Origin of the sequence: Telmatobacter sp. DSM 110680 (assembly GCF_039994875.1) — a bacterium.
Lineage (GTDB): Bacteria > Acidobacteriota > Terriglobia > Terriglobales > Acidobacteriaceae > Telmatobacter.
This window is the reverse complement of the sequence record NZ_CP121196.1, coordinates 354,672-369,248: the sequence shown is the minus strand read 5'-3', so window position 1 is coordinate 369,248 and position 14,577 is coordinate 354,672. Positions and strand designations below refer to the sequence as shown.

Here is a 14,577-nt window from a genome sequence, read left to right as displayed (position 1 = left end):
CGCAGAGACGATCTCGCCTCGCATTGATGAGAGGCGTTGGCGCAAGTCGTTCATATCCGGAGCCATTCTTGAAACTGTTCTGTTTTGTTCTTGCATGTGTCAGTCTTGCTGTCCAGGCCCAGACTTATACGCGCGGTATTGGAGTGTATCCCGGCGATCCGAAGGAATACACCGGACCGACATTGGCGGCGGACACGCACACGTATCGCAACCTCGCACTCCATCGACCGGCGTACCAGTCGAGCGCCTACGACTACAACTTGACGGCGCAACTGATTACAGATGGCATCAAGGAAACTTCCGTGCCGCGGTGGATCGAGACATCGACCAGTGATGCGGGCATATTGCCGAAGAACAATCGGGAACTCCTGCTGGATGGCAACGTTGTTTCTTCTGTGAATGTGTCGGGCGAATCGCCGTGGGTTGAGTTTGACCTGAAGGGCGGCGGTGACGCACCGGAGATAGATCGAATCGATCTGTATCTGCGCAAAATCTACGACCACGCACCTACCGGAGGCTGGACCTTCAGGGTGTTGGGTTCTGATGACGGCGCGAATTGGAAGGAGGTCAGCGACGCCACCGGTACAGAATGGCCTGACATGCGTGGAGCCGGTCCGAGCTTTCTCCAAACGATTGCCTTCCCGGCGCCATCTAGGTTTCATTCGTATCGTGTGCAGCTTTCGGCGGCGAATGTGCATACGTGGGGAGTCGCCGAACTTGCGCTCTTTGACAAGGGGCAGCCCATTCGTGTGGCCGGGCCGGATGTGTTCTCGAGTGCATGGATGAGCGCGCGGTCCGCCGAGGAATGGGTCTATGTTGATCTCGGCGCAGTATGCACTTTCGATCGCGTCGCGCTCACGTGGATTCAGCGCGCCGCAGAGGGTTCGATCCAGGTGTCGAATGATGCAAAGCAATGGAATACATTACAACCGCTCACCGCGGGAGCCAACGCGAGTGATGATATTCATCTGGCACAGCCAACTCATGCGCGCTACGTGCGCGTAGCGATGACGAAGCCGGAAAAGCCCGGAGATCGTTACATCCTCAGTGAACTTGAAGTCTTTGGACGCGGCGGATTGGTAGTGATGCCGCATGCGCCGTCTCCCGCGCAGAACGATGGCACGCTGCCGCTCGCAGGAGGGAATTGGCGCGTACAACGGGCATCGCTCGTATCGGCTGCCGGCGAGCAACTTTCGACCCCAGGTTTCGCTGATAAGAGCTGGATGATCGCCACTGTTCCCGGAACGGTGTTGACCAGCTATCTGAATGATGGCGCAATACCCAATCCGGACTTCGGTGACAACCAGTACGCAATCTCCGATTCATTCTTCTGCGCCGACTTCTGGTATCGCGACGAGTTCAATGTGCCGGCCGAGCAGCGTCCCGGCGAGCACACATGGTTGAACTTCGACGGCATCAACTGGAAAGCCGACATCTATCTGAACGGTCATCGCGTAGGACGAGTCGACGGCGGCTTCATGCGTGGGCGATTCGACGTGACACCCTTTGTTCTTCATGGCGCGCTGAATGCCCTTGCAGTTCGCATAATTCGAGTGGCCAATCCGGGCAGCACAAAAGACAAGGCTGGTCCGACGATGAATGGCGGCGCGCTGGGCCGCGATAATCCTACGTATCATGCCTCGGTAGGGTGGGACTGGATCTCGACTGTTCGTGGTCGCGACACAGGTATCTGGGGTACCGTGTCGCTGACTACAAGCGGGCCAGTGACGATTGAAGATCCGCTGGTAACGACGACACTGCCTCTGCCCGATACAACACACGCGGATGTCACGATTCAAGCAACGCTGCGTAATCTCGATGCGACGAACGTAAGCGGAACCCTGCGAGCAAGCTTCGGCGATGTCAAGGTGGAGATACCGGTAACCGTTGAAGCACAATCTACGAAGTTGGTGGAGCTATCGCCTGCGACTCAAGCGGCGCTGCGACTCGCGAATCCGAAGTTATGGTGGCCCGTTGGCTATGGCGATCCCAACCTCTACCCGGTTTCGATCAGCTTTGTTGAGGGCGGCGAGGTTTCCGATCAGACTTCATTTCAAGCTGGTGTGCGGCAGTTCACCTATTCCGAAGACGGCGGCGTGCTGAAGATATGGATCAATGGCCGTAGACTTATCGCTCGTGGAGGCAACTGGGGATTTCCAGAATCGATGCTGCGTTATCGCGCGCGCGAGTACGAAACGGCGATGCGCTACCACCGCGACGAGCACTTCAACATGATTCGCAATTGGGTTGGGCAGACCGGCGATGAAGCATTCTATGACGCGGCTGATCGCAACGGTGTTGTGGTTTGGCAGGATTTCTGGCTCGCTAATCCCTGGGACGGGCCTGATCCAGATGACAACGATCTGTTTCTGGTGAATGCAAAAGACTACCTGCTGCGCATTCGCAATCATGCGTCTCTGGGAATCTTTTGCGGACGCAACGAGGGCTTTCCGCCGCAACCGATCGACGACGGACTGCGCAATCTGGTGGCTACGCTCGCGCCGGGATCGCATTACATTTCCAGTTCGGCGGATGGACCCGTCAGCGGACATGGGCCTTATCGCGTAGAACCTCTGCGCTATTACTTCGAAAATGCGCCGACAAAGCTGCACAGCGAGATGGGTTCACCCAACGTGGTGGAGATGGATGATCTGCGGCGGACGATGCCTGAATCGGCGATGTGGCCGCAGGGCTATCAGTGGCCTCTCCACGATTACCATGAGCAGAATCCATTTACCACTGCGGTAGATAAGCAATATGGCGGAGCAACGAATATTGATAAGTGGGTGAGTTTCGCGCAGTTTGTCGATTACGATGCGTATCGCGGGATGTTCGAAGGACAGAGCAAGAATCGACTCGGCCTGCTGATATGGATGAGTCATCCCGCGTGGCCCTCGCTCTTGTGGCAGACGTATGACTATTTTTTCGACACCGATGCGGGCTACTACGGCGCCAAGAAGGCTGCAGAGCCGTTGCACATCCAGTGGAATGCAGCAACGGATGCGGTAGAAGTTGTGAACTACAACGCCGGGGATCAGACCGGCTTGTCGGCACATGCACAGGTGATCGATCTTGATGGATCGGTGAAATGGGAAAAGAAGGTTACATTAGACAGTCACGAAGACACGACTGAATCTCCGATGAAATTGGAATTTCCTGGCGGGCTGGCGCGTACACACTTCATTCGCTTGACGCTGTCTCGCCGTGATGAGATCGTTTCGTCCAATTTTTATCTGCACGGACAAACGGAAGGCGACTACCAGGGGATATGTGACCTGTCCGCTGCAAAGGTCGAAATCAAGACGAAGATCAAGCAAAGCGGCGCACAGTGGCAGATCACAGTGGAACTGCACAATGCATCGAAGGTGCCTGCACTGATGGTGCGCGTGAAAGCCGTGCGCAGCAAAACAGGCGATCTGATATTACCGGCACTCTACACCGACAACTACATCGCGCTCATGCCGGGCGAGAAGCGAACAATATCCATATCACTCGAAGATGCGGACACACGAGGCGAGAGGCCAGGGGTGAGACTGGACGCCTACAACCTCGCAGATTTGAAGCAGCACTGATCTGCCAAATGAATCAGACGGGGTTACTCCTTTCCAGGCTGTCGCGGTCCCATTTTGCAGCCTTCGCTCCTGCCTCATACGTGCTCTGGCAGAAGTCGAGCAGGGCATCGCTCGGAGACGCAGCTGCGCGGATGTCGTCGTACATGACGAGGAATTCGCCCATGCCTGTGTCAAAATGAGCGGCTTCCGGAAGGACCTTCGCGTCGCGGAATCCCTCTGGCGTTGGCGCCATGTAGGAATAGAAGGCTGGCCCTGTGATGCCTGCACCGGGCCAGAATCCTACGCTGCTGACTTCATGCGAATAGGCTTCACGGGTGATCGAGTCCGCTCCTTCTCGTGGTGGAGCCTTACGCCCCGAAAATCGCGTGACGGCAAGATCAAAACTTCCCCAGAAGAAATGCACCGGACTGCATTTGCCGACAAATCTCGCCCGGAATTGCTGGAAGACGGCGTCTACCGAAAGCAGGATTCGCCAGAATCTGCCCACTGCCTCTGGGTCGTAGGAAGAATGTTCGTGATCCTGATCGAACCGGATGGGATTCGGAATCTCCACCGGCATCGGCCAGATCTTGACTTTGATTCCAGCCGATTCGAGCATCGCAAAACACTCCCTGTAAAAGTCGGCAACGCTGCGAGGCTCCAGTGGAAGCGTCTTGACAACATCGTCACTCGTTTCAAGAACCAGCCGATGGCGAATGAAATCGAATCGCATTTCAAACGATCTGTCTTCGTAGGGAATGCACGATGTAGTCAAACCCCGCGCAGTGACGTACAGGGGAACGTTCCACCAGTGATTCACGAGCGGTGTCAGGCGCATGCGGATCTTGCCCACAATCTGTGTCCACATGTGCAGCGTTGCGCAGGTGTCCCGCCACGAATCGAGCGGTAGCGCGGGCCAGCATTCCGGGCGATCGGTTATATTCACTGTCTCCGGACCTCAAACGGTCGGCAAAGGGAAGCCAATACCGTGAAAAAGATTATGCTCCCTCGGCGGTATTCCCGCGAAGACTCGTGCGGGAAATGTTAAGGATGTTCTTAGAGGCCTTTCCTCATACGATACTCGCGCACCACTTCGGCGGGGTCGCGGTGCTGGCCGTCAACAGCTTCATTCATTGCCCGCATGTCCTCCGCGCTGATCTTGTTTGCAAGTGCCTTAAGCGCAATCGCGATCTGCGGCCAGCGCCGAAGAGCGTCCTCTCGCACCAGAGGGACGGCATCGTAAGGAGGGAAGTAGTGACGGTCGTCCTGGAGAGCGACCAGTGCGAAGGCCTGAATAGGGCCGTCGGTTGAGTTGGCAGCGATCATATCGACCTGGTGTGCGTTCAGCGCTCGATAAAGCAACCCGAGGTCCATGGTCCGTGGTGATCCATCGAAATGCAGATTGTAGGCAGCGCTCAGTCCAGGCAGCCCATCGGGCCGCTGTTCAAACTCATATCCCACACCAAGACGCCATTGCGGCGCGAAGGGCGCGGCCTGACTGAGACTTGAGATGTGCAGCCGACGCGCATCATCGTTGCGAATCACCATTGCAAAAGTATTCTCAAATCCAAGAGGGTCGGCGACCCTGATGGCGTAGCGCGACGCGTACAAACGGCGAACAGTATCGAGAACGGACTGCGGATTGCGATCGACAGGCTGCTTCAGAATTGCTGTGAGCGCGGTGCCAGTGTATTCAACGTATGCATCGATGCGTCCCGCAACCAGTGCTTGGTTACAGATGTAGCTGCCGGCGAGATAGAAACGGCGCTCGACTTTGAGATTGGACCTCGCCTCAATTTCCTGCGCCAGCAACTCTCCGAGAATGACCTGCTCCGTAAAGTTTTTGGCGCCTATGACTGGGTGGTCGGGTCGAGGTGGCGAACAGCTCACCAGAGAAAAGCAGAGCGACAACAGGCATGCGATAAAGGCACGACGTCTCATCGGGTTGAGCCCTGAGCGTCGCGAATCTTGAAGCGGCGCTCCAGCAGCCCCAGCGCTCCATCGGCGGCGAGTGCGAGCAAGGCTGCAGGAACGGCTCCGGCGAGAACGAGGCGATTGTCCACCGACGCGACTCCACGAAAAATCAGCTCACCCAGCCCGCCCGCTCCCACTGCAGCTGCGATGGTCGCAATGCCGATGCAAGTTACCGTGGCTGTACGTAGCCCTGCAAAGATAAAAGAAGCAGCCAGCGGCAGTTCAATCTTGAGCAAGCGTTGTGTATCCGTCAGGCCGATGGCACGCGCAACTTCGATGAGAGTCGGATCGATGCCCCGAATTCCGGCATATGTATTGCGCAAAATGGGAAGAAGCGCGTAGGCAGTGAGAGCCACAATCGCGATGCGCGCAGCACGCTCGCCGAGCCATGGCAGCGGCAACAGAAATCCAAACATCGCAAGCGACGGAATAGTCTGCAGAATGTTTGTCAGGCCGATTACAGGTTTCGCCCAGCGCGGCGACCGCGTAAGCCAGATGCCTGTGGGAACGGCCAGCGCAGTTGCAGACAGCATGGCGGCCGCCGTCAGCCACAGATGTTCGATGGTGAGCGTGACGATCTGGTCGTCGTATTGCGCAAAGAACGAAGTGGTCATACGGATCCATCCTTTGCAATCGGGCGTGGCGAGCCATTCAAGTCTCCGCGATGAAACGCCCGGGCATAGGCAATGATCTCAGGCTGTTCAGACTTGAGGAATTGATCACGCGGAAGATTTGCAACCACTTTGCCCTCACCGAGCAAGACGATGCGATCCGCGAGGTAGAGCGCTTCGTCCAGATCATGCGTTACGAGCAATACAGTGGTCTTCAGCCTTCTCAAAAGGTCCCTAAGCATATCCTGCATCTCGGCGCGCGTCAGCGGGTCAAGCGCGCCAAATGGCTCATCCATCAGCAGAATTCTCGGCTGTGCCGCCAGTGCACGTGCCAGGCCAACTCGCTGCCGCTGGCCGCCAGAGAGCTGATGGGGAAAGCGCTGCGAGAAGGTTGCGGGATCGAGCCCAACGAGTTGAAGTAGTTCGTTGCTGCGAAGGACGCGCGATTCCAGAGACCGTCCTTCAGCTTCAAGAACGATGCCGACGTTGCGCTCTACATTGAAATGCGGAAAGAGACCGGTTTCTTGAATGACGTAACCTGTTTTCCGGCGCAGGTCCACAAGAGCGATGTCTTCAACGTTGGAATTCGCGAAAAAAATATGGCCACGGATAGGTTGAATCATTCGATTCGCAGTGCGCAGCAGCGTTGTCTTTCCTGAGCCGCTGCGTCCAAGGATAGCGGTGACGGTTCCCTCTTCGAGGACGAGCGAAACGTCGTCGAGCAGGCGCCGGCCTTCGCCGATCTCGACGGAGATACCTCGAAATTCGAGTGCCGCGCTCATCGCGCAACCATCCATTGCCGGGTGCCACGTGATCTGCAGGACTCAGTTGCGATTCGAGCGGCATCGCGCAGTGAATCTACAAAGCTTGAGCCAGTAGCCGTGAAGAAGCAGAATGCTCCGTGGAAGATGTCTCCTGCCCCCGAAGTGTCGACGACATCCACTCTCGGTACCTCAATGAAGCCTGATGCAACGTCTGCAAAATATCGAATAGGATCTGCGCCCTTCGTAATTGCGATTTGAGACACACCGGCTGCGCGCAGATACTCGATTACTTCATCCTCGCTGGAGCAATCGGGAGGCCGAAAATCGGAAGAGCAGATCGCGGTATCGACGAACCTAAGCAGTCCCTCGGTACCAGGCTTCCAGCTTCCACCATCGAAAACGACGGGAATCTGATCAGTCCGAGCAGTCCCGGCCCACGCCCGGCATGCTTCCGTTGCATGGCCATCGACCAGCACAATGCTCGCCTGGCGAAGCAGCGATCGATCAACTTGCGGAGCCTGCGGCTTATAACGCGTGGCGTTTAATGAAACAACACTGCGATCGCCTCGCTGATTAACCCATACGGAAGAAATGGGAGGCGGCAGATCGCATTCTGGCGCGAGATCAATGAGACCAATCTCGAGAGACTGAAGTTCTTCTTTTATAAGATGGGCGAGACTGTGCCGACCGACGGGCGCGAGTAGCGTGGCGCTTCCACCAAGATGACTGAAAGCGATGGCAGCGTTCGTTGCCGGGCCGCCAACAAGGATTTCCTGACTGCGCGCCACCGCTTTTGTATTAGCCGAGGGAAACTCATCGATCGTCTGGATGAGGTCGATCGTTGACAACCCCACAAAAAGTCCGGCGGTCATAATCAGGCCTCTCAAGTTTCCAATCGCTCATATTCTAAGCGGAGAAGCTACGCAAAGCAGCCAGAATCAAGTGCGAAATGCAATCTGAAGCGCAAAAAGCAGGATTCTTAGGATGCGTTCCCTGGCCTCTTCAAGGGGCCGCGACCGGCGTGTAGATATTTTGTCTCTCGCTTATGCGTGCGCAGATTCTCGTCAACACCAGCCTGTTATATCTCTGCACGATGATGAAAGGCAGATTCGCGACCACCGCGTATGCAACCATGACGAGACAAGCCCAGAGCGGGTTCCAGAGGAAGAAGACAGGGAAGCTACAGAGCATGCACCAGTGCGCAAACTCAGCCCGGCGCGTTTCGAGGATGAAGGTCTGAAGGTACGCTGGATCACGGCCCGCGACTTTCTTTTTAGAGAACCCACCGAACCACGGCCCTCCGTCGGGCAGAAGTGTCTTCCATCGTTTGATCGCAAAGATGTTGTAGAGTCGCCCACTGCGTTCCCACGATCGAATCGAATAGAACGGGCGATCGCCCGCAAAACTCTCCAGCGGCAGACTCAACGTAAATCGAGCGATGGAGATTTGTAGAATCGGCCAGCCAAGCAGATTCGCTGTCCAGACCGCCATCCTCATAGGGTCCTGCCCCGCCAGTTCACGCTGCGATGAAATAGTTTGCGATAGAGAGAGCGCGCGAAAAGACCAAAGTAGAAGAAAAGTGGAAGCGGATAAAAGAGGCAGACAACCGCACTGAAATTCCCAATTTGCCGGGCAAAATAGAGCAGCTGCAACGCGAACAAAATGTAAATGAGGCCGAAGGTGATCCTCCAGTGTCCATGCGCAAGCCAAATCGCTAGAAAGCACGTGCACATCGCGGTCAGCCAGAAGATGGACAGGCAAAGAATGGCCGCTCCAGATGCTGCCGCTCCATCGGCAAAGGCTTTTGTCCAACCCTCGCATAACTGGGCAAAGCCGTTGGGAAACATTCTTACGTTCAGCACGCCTCGTCCACCGTAGCAAATGCACCGGCCACCGGCTCTTTCGAAATGCGATGAGAGAGCAAGATTCTCGAGGATGTTTTTTGAAACTGATTCGTGACCTCCTCCTGCGTTATACAAATCGCGCGAGACGATCAGGGACTGTCCAAACAAACGGGGGCCACCAAGCCAGCCAAACCCGCCTGCCCCCATCGCCATCAGCAGGTTGAAAAACAGTGATAGCTCTTCATAGGGCTTTTTCACGACGTGATATGGCAAAACAGACATCGCGACCCCGCCATCTCCGCCAATGCAGTAGGCATTGGCAATATGCTCAAAACCCTGATGAGAGAACCATGCGTCAGCATCAAGGAATAGCAACACATCCGCACTTGCCTGTTGAGCTCCTTGAAAGCATGCCCAGTTTTTTCCGGTCCATCCTGCGGGAAGCGGATGCGAGCGGAGCACGACCGCGCCGTGCGCTTCGGCGACACTTGCTGTTGCATCCGTCGAGGCATCGTCAACCACGATAATTTCCGCCGGCTGGGCAGCAGATTCGCGAATCGAGCCGAGTAGGCCAGGGAGATTGCCTTCTTCATTTCGCGCCGGAATGATCAGCGATATTGCTTCATGTCCGCTGCAGATCTTCGAACGGCACGACGGGATGTGCCACAGCAACAGAAAGCCCGCTGGCAATCCAAGCAGGCAGAATGTCGCTAGCCATGCCATGGCTACTCCGGCTTGCCCTGGTTGATGATCATGCGTGCCACGTGCTGTCCGCAGAGCGAGACCATGGGCATACCGCCACCCGGATTAACGCTGCCGCCGACAAAGAAGAGGTTGCGGTATTTTGAACTTTGCTTAGGCGCCTTGAAAGAGAAATTCCGCATTCGATCTGAAACCACGCCGTAGATTGAGCCTCGATTGGAAGCATACTTTTCTTCGATGTCAAAGGGCGTCCAGAAATCTTCAACCACCACATGGCGGCGCAGATCCGTCAAACCCATGCGCTCCAGTTTGTCGAGGCACAGTTCCTTAAGCTCGACGCATTGCTCACGCGTATACGGGTTCTTATCGTTCAGGTAAGGAATGTGAGGAAGGATCTTGATGTTGTCGCACCCGGGTGGCGCCTGCGTAGGGTCACTGCGGGTGGGCGCAACAAGATAGATTGTCGGATCATCGGGGAGTTTCTTGTCGTGAAATACGCGGTCAAAGTGCGCGTGCTGATTGCGTGAATAGAAAAAGTTGTGATGTGCAAGTTGGGGATAGGTTCGATTCAGGCCCAGATGAACAATAATTCCCGAGCAGGACGGCTCGAATCGCCGGAACTTCCGCAGAGTTGCCGGCGACTCATTCATCAACTGCTGCAGCGCCGGAATGACCTCCATATTCGATACAACGTAGTCTGCTTCGTAGGTATTGCGGATGCCATCCGAGGACTCGACCTCAACGCCGGTTACTCGGTCGCCTCGCTGAAGAATGCGCGTCGCCTTCTGTCCGAGATATATCTGAACGCCAACCTCTCTGAGCTTTCTGAAGAATGCGACGGCGAGTTGATAAAGTCCGCCCTGAACATACCAGAGCCCGAATTCGAGCTGGATGTTCGGCATCAGGTTCATGAAGCCCGGAGCATCTTTCGCCGAGGAGCCAACATACTTGATGAAGTATTCAAACATGTCGCGGAGATAAGGATTCTCAACGCGTTTGCGGATGCCGCCGGACATTGTGTTCAGATAATCCATATCGCCGGCGCCTCCCAGACCATAAAACTTCATCATCTGGAAGAACGTATCGAGCCCTTCGTTCAGATATCCACGCTCAACCGCACGATATTGCGCGCGCGAGTAGTCGACGAAGCGCTCGTAATCCTCAAACGCTTTCGGGCCGAAGCGTGCGAGCTCCATCCGCATGCGCTCAGTCTTTTCGTAGAGATCGAGAACCGTTCCATCTTCGTAAAAGTTGCGCCATTGCGGGTCTACGCGCACCAGCGAAACATAATCCTCAAGACGCTTGCCGTCTCCCTCGAAAATTGGTCTGAAAATGTGAGGCAGCGTCAGGATTGAAGGGCCTAGATCGAATTGAAATCCTTTAGTCTCGAGCACATTCAGCTTGCCGCCGAGGTGGGAATTTTTCTCGAGAATCGTTACGTCGTACCCGCCGCGTGCAAGCATGATGGCCGTCGACATACCGCCGATTCCGGCGCCGATCACGACAACGCGAGACTTCTCACGATGCTCAGCCATTGTGTTCCACCAGCGAGATCGCAATTTTCTGATCTGAGTTACCCATGTTGAAGGCGCATTCATCAAAATGGGGAGGGCCGAAGTGCGGCGCGGGATTGTTGGACGCCCCGACCGGTTCCTTAGGAATACCCAGAAGGCCCATGTCGAGCTTCTGGTTCCCGTTCACGTCCTCGTAGACGCTGACTGCATAACGACCGGGAGCAAGTTCACCCGCATCAATCACGACAGGCGAGTTGTTTGGAGGAACCGGGACGAACCCTCTTTTCAGAGCCTTCGTCCTGTCGTTTGGAAATCCGCGAGGGGATGCAAACACGAGGTAAGCAATTTCGCCGTGGGCGTGCGCCGGCGCGCTGACGGAAATGATTAAGTGTCCAGGATGGTGAGCCGGCTGAGATTCAACGGCAAGTGAAAGTAGACCACAAATAAAGAGCGGAATGAACCGTCCAATCATCGCTCCAACCGCACCGGCAGAGTGGCGAAACTTAAGCAGGCGATTAAGGCCGGTGACCGTTTTGCTCGTAAACGGGAACCAATGTTGCTCGCTGTTCTTTCGTTCGTCTGCAGTCATCACGCTTTTGATGCGTGAGAAGGCAAAGAGCCCCTGCGGGCCGTGATAGCGCCCATGGCCGCTAATACCGTTGCCTCCAAAAGAAGCGTATGGATTAGCGATGTTGCGAATCACATCGTTAATGGCGCAGGATCCCGCATTGATTTGGTCGGCAACGGCGAGACCACGAGAACGATTGCCGGTCCAGACACTCGCAGAAAGCGCAAACGGAACCGCATTCACTTGGCCGATCACATCCTGCTCGTCACGAAACGGAAAGACACAGAGCACCGGACCAAATGTCTCTTCGCGCATCAGACGGCTGTCTGCAGGAACATCGGTCAGAATGATCGGGAACTCGCCGGAAGCAGGGCGATCCTTCGGCCAGGCGATGCTGGCGCCGGTGTGAACGGCCTCCTCGATCTGCGAAGCGAGCGCCTTGCAGGACGAAGCCGGCCCGAAAGAGGGCAGGTCCGCATCCTCGTGCTCTCCAATACGAAGCCTGGCAACGCGTTCAATAAGTTTGCGGAGATACACTTCGTAGATTGCCTGCTCTACATAAAGCCTTTTAATGCCGACGCACACTTGGCCAGCATGCGAGAAAGCCCCGTAGACCACGCCCTCTACCGTGCGCTCAAGATTACAGTCCGCGAAAACAATGCCGGGGTCTTTGCCCCCCAACTCCATGACCGTGGGAATCAAAAGCCCGGCGGCGCGCTTGGCGATGATCCCGCCAACGATACTGCTGCCGGTGAAGAAGACCATATCCGGATGAGCATCAAGCAGTTCAAGCGCGCGGTTCGGCGGATCGTCTACCACTTGCACGAGATCGGGCGGCAACTGCGCTGCCTTGCAAAGGTCCCCAATCAACCCAGCCACACCAGGTGTCTTCTCCGAACACTTCAGGATCACAGCATTCCCTGCAATCAACGCCGTAATCAGCGGAACGACGGACAACTGAAACGGATAGTTATACGGACTGTAGATGAGAACAACACCATGCGGTTCGAAGGACTCGCGGAAGCTTGCTCCGCTGTAGAAGAAAGCTGGCTTTCCGACCTTGCGCGACTTGAGGATCTTCGCGGTTCGCCGTTCATAGAACCGCATTTGTTCAAGCGTGACCATGACGTCGCCGCCGAGCGCATCCAGAGCGACCTTACCAGTGTCTTTCCGGATGACGCGAACAATTTCCTCGCTCCGACGGGCGATCTCAACACGCAGCTTCGACAAGGCGCGGCAACGGGCGTTGACGGAAAGACGCGCCCAGAGCAACTGCGCAGTTTTGGCAGTGCGCACTCGCTCTGCGGCGCTCACAGGCGTCATGCAATCTTCATTTCTTTAAATGGTTTTGGACGAGGATAGTCGACATCGTACTTCTGGCAGATCAAGTTTGACGAGATGCGCGCCGACTCGAAGATGGTGGGCAGTCCGCTGCCGGGATGTGTGCCTCCGCCAACAAGGTAGGTATTTCCCACCTCTTCAAATTCATTGTGAGGGCGCATGTAGAGCATCTGATTCCAACCGTGACCCATGTTGAAAGTCGCGCCCATGAATACTGACTTGCCTGACTCCCAATCTTCCGGAGTGATGATCAGTTCCGTGCGAATGTGTTTCTCCAGATCGCGGAATTCCGTTCGCTGCTGCAAAATCTGCAATACGCGCGCTCGATAAGCGTGCTTCTCTTCGGACCAGCGAATACCGCTGCTGTTGTTGGGAACGGGAACGAGGATGTACAGCGCCGAATGACCTGCGGGAGCACTTGTAGGGTCGGTCACAGCAGAATTGCGAATGTAAACAGAGATGTCATTCGAGGTGACCTTACGCAGCGAGATGTCTTCGAGGTTCTTCTTATAGTCCTCTGCAAAGACGATGGAGTGGTGCTGAGTGTCAAATGTCCGATCAACGCCGAGATACATCATGAAAGTGGAGCAGGAGAATCGCTTCTTCTTCATTGCCTGCGGATTGTAGCGGCGAATCACACCCTCATCGAAAAGATGACTCATCGCGTAACCGAAGTCGGCATTGATGACGACGTCATCGCAGTCAAATTTCTCTCCGCTTTCGAGCTCAACGCCGCATGCCTTGCGGCCCTTCACGATGACCCGCTTCACCGGCGCCGAAGTATGAATCAATGCGCCTTCTTCGCGCGCCACCTTGGCGAACGCCTCGCTGATGCGGCAAAGACCGCCCTGCACGTGATACACGCCATGAGCATGCTCGGTGTAGGGAATCATGGTGAACAGCCCCGGGCAATCCCAGGGGGACATGCCCAGGTACTTCGACTGAAAAGTGAACGCGAGACGCAATTCCTCGGCGTTGAAGTATTTAGACAGGACGTCGTGGAGCGATCGGCCAGCTGAAATATGAGGAACCGCTGCAAGAAGAGTTGAGCTCAGCAGACTCGCCAGCGTGCCATACGGCTTCTGCAGGCATGGATAGAGCTTTTCAAATCTCTTGCTCTCGGCGGACAGAAACTTGTCGAGATTGCGGCCCTCTCCCGGGAAGGCTTTTTCAATCTCTGCCTTCATATCATCGGGACGCGACCGGGCAAGCATGGTCTTATCGCAAAAATTCAGCTGGTACATGGGGTCGAGCAGGCGGAAATCAAGGTAGCTGTTCGACGAGCGCCCAGTCTCCTCGAACAGTTCGTCGAGGAGAAACTTCATCATCAGAAAGGTAGGTCCCAGGTCGAATCGATAGTCACCCAGAACCACCTCGGCATTTCTGCCGCCGATTACAGGAGCTTTTTCAAAGACATGAACCTGAAAACCCCGCCGGGCAAGAAGCATCGCCGCAGCCAGCCCTCCTGGCCCCGCACCAATGATCGCGATACGCTTCTCAACCATACTTCTAATTCTTATTGATTGAACGATCGTTATTCGGCCATCCCGGGAATGGATTTGAACCAGCGGAAATCGCGCTCAGAGACGTTGATTTGATCAAAACAAAAGCATTGAAGGGATTTAAGTTGCCGGCAAACCGCTCGTCGGGGAACTGGCGCAGACACCCCTCGGTCCTTGGTGCCAAAGCATATGAACGGGTGGTACCA

The 14,577-nt window shown here is 55.6% G+C and carries 11 protein-coding genes; 1 reads left to right on the top strand and 10 read right to left on the bottom strand.

The genetic code is table 11. The annotated features are described in order from the left end of the window. Positions 1-68 precede the first annotated feature (68 nt). Complete coding sequence (locus P8935_RS01475) at positions 69-3,572, top strand: discoidin domain-containing protein (RefSeq protein WP_348263239.1); 3,504 nt, start codon at positions 69-71, stop codon at positions 3,570-3,572. A 13-nt stretch (positions 3,573-3,585) separates the two neighbouring features. Here the strand turns inward: P8935_RS01475 and P8935_RS01470 are convergent, their stop codons facing one another. The 10 genes from P8935_RS01470 to crtI (P8935_RS01425) form a co-directional block, all read right to left on the bottom strand. Then, entirely contained in the window at positions 3,586-4,497 is a 912-nt protein-coding gene (locus P8935_RS01470) for a DUF5996 family protein (RefSeq protein WP_348263238.1), read from the bottom strand. A 110-nt stretch (positions 4,498-4,607) separates the two neighbouring features. Beyond that, positions 4,608-5,492 carry a glycine betaine ABC transporter substrate-binding protein gene (locus P8935_RS01465; protein WP_348263237.1) on the bottom strand — a complete coding sequence of 295 codons (885 nt, stop codon included), beginning with the start codon at positions 5,490-5,492 and terminating at the stop codon, positions 4,608-4,610. Then, positions 5,489-6,139, bottom strand: coding sequence for an ABC transporter permease (locus P8935_RS01460; protein ID WP_348263236.1), 651 nt, complete (start codon positions 6,137-6,139; stop codon positions 5,489-5,491). Before P8935_RS01460 ends, P8935_RS01465 begins: the two co-directional genes overlap by 4 nt. Then, positions 6,136-6,918: an ATP-binding cassette domain-containing protein gene (locus P8935_RS01455; protein WP_348263235.1), complete on the bottom strand. Its 783-nt coding sequence runs from the start codon at positions 6,916-6,918 to the stop codon at positions 6,136-6,138. Before P8935_RS01455 ends, P8935_RS01460 begins: the two co-directional genes overlap by 4 nt. Beyond that, positions 6,915-7,772 carry a PfkB family carbohydrate kinase gene (locus P8935_RS01450; RefSeq protein ID WP_348263234.1) on the bottom strand — a complete coding sequence of 286 codons (858 nt, stop codon included), beginning with the start codon at positions 7,770-7,772 and terminating at the stop codon, positions 6,915-6,917. Before P8935_RS01450 ends, P8935_RS01455 begins: the two co-directional genes overlap by 4 nt. Before the next feature lie 130 nt (positions 7,773-7,902). Further along, entirely contained in the window at positions 7,903-8,391 is a 489-nt protein-coding gene (locus tag P8935_RS01445; RefSeq protein ID WP_348263233.1) for a hypothetical protein, read from the bottom strand. A gap of 2 nt (positions 8,392-8,393) precedes the next feature. Further along, a complete protein-coding gene (locus P8935_RS01440) occupies positions 8,394-9,467 on the bottom strand; it encodes a glycosyltransferase (RefSeq protein ID WP_348263232.1) in 1,074 nt (357 codons plus the stop codon). A gap of 2 nt (positions 9,468-9,469) precedes the next feature. Next, positions 9,470-10,981: a phytoene desaturase family protein gene (gene crtI / locus P8935_RS01435; protein ID WP_348263231.1), complete on the bottom strand. Its 1,512-nt coding sequence runs from the start codon at positions 10,979-10,981 to the stop codon at positions 9,470-9,472. Then, entirely contained in the window at positions 10,974-12,851 is a 1,878-nt protein-coding gene (locus tag P8935_RS01430) for an aldehyde dehydrogenase family protein (protein WP_348263230.1), read from the bottom strand. Before P8935_RS01430 ends, crtI (P8935_RS01435) begins: the two co-directional genes overlap by 8 nt. Continuing rightward, positions 12,848-14,374, bottom strand: coding sequence for a phytoene desaturase family protein (crtI, locus tag P8935_RS01425; RefSeq protein ID WP_348263229.1), 1,527 nt, complete (start codon positions 14,372-14,374; stop codon positions 12,848-12,850). Before crtI (P8935_RS01425) ends, P8935_RS01430 begins: the two co-directional genes overlap by 4 nt. Between the last annotated feature and the right edge of the window lie 203 nt (positions 14,375-14,577).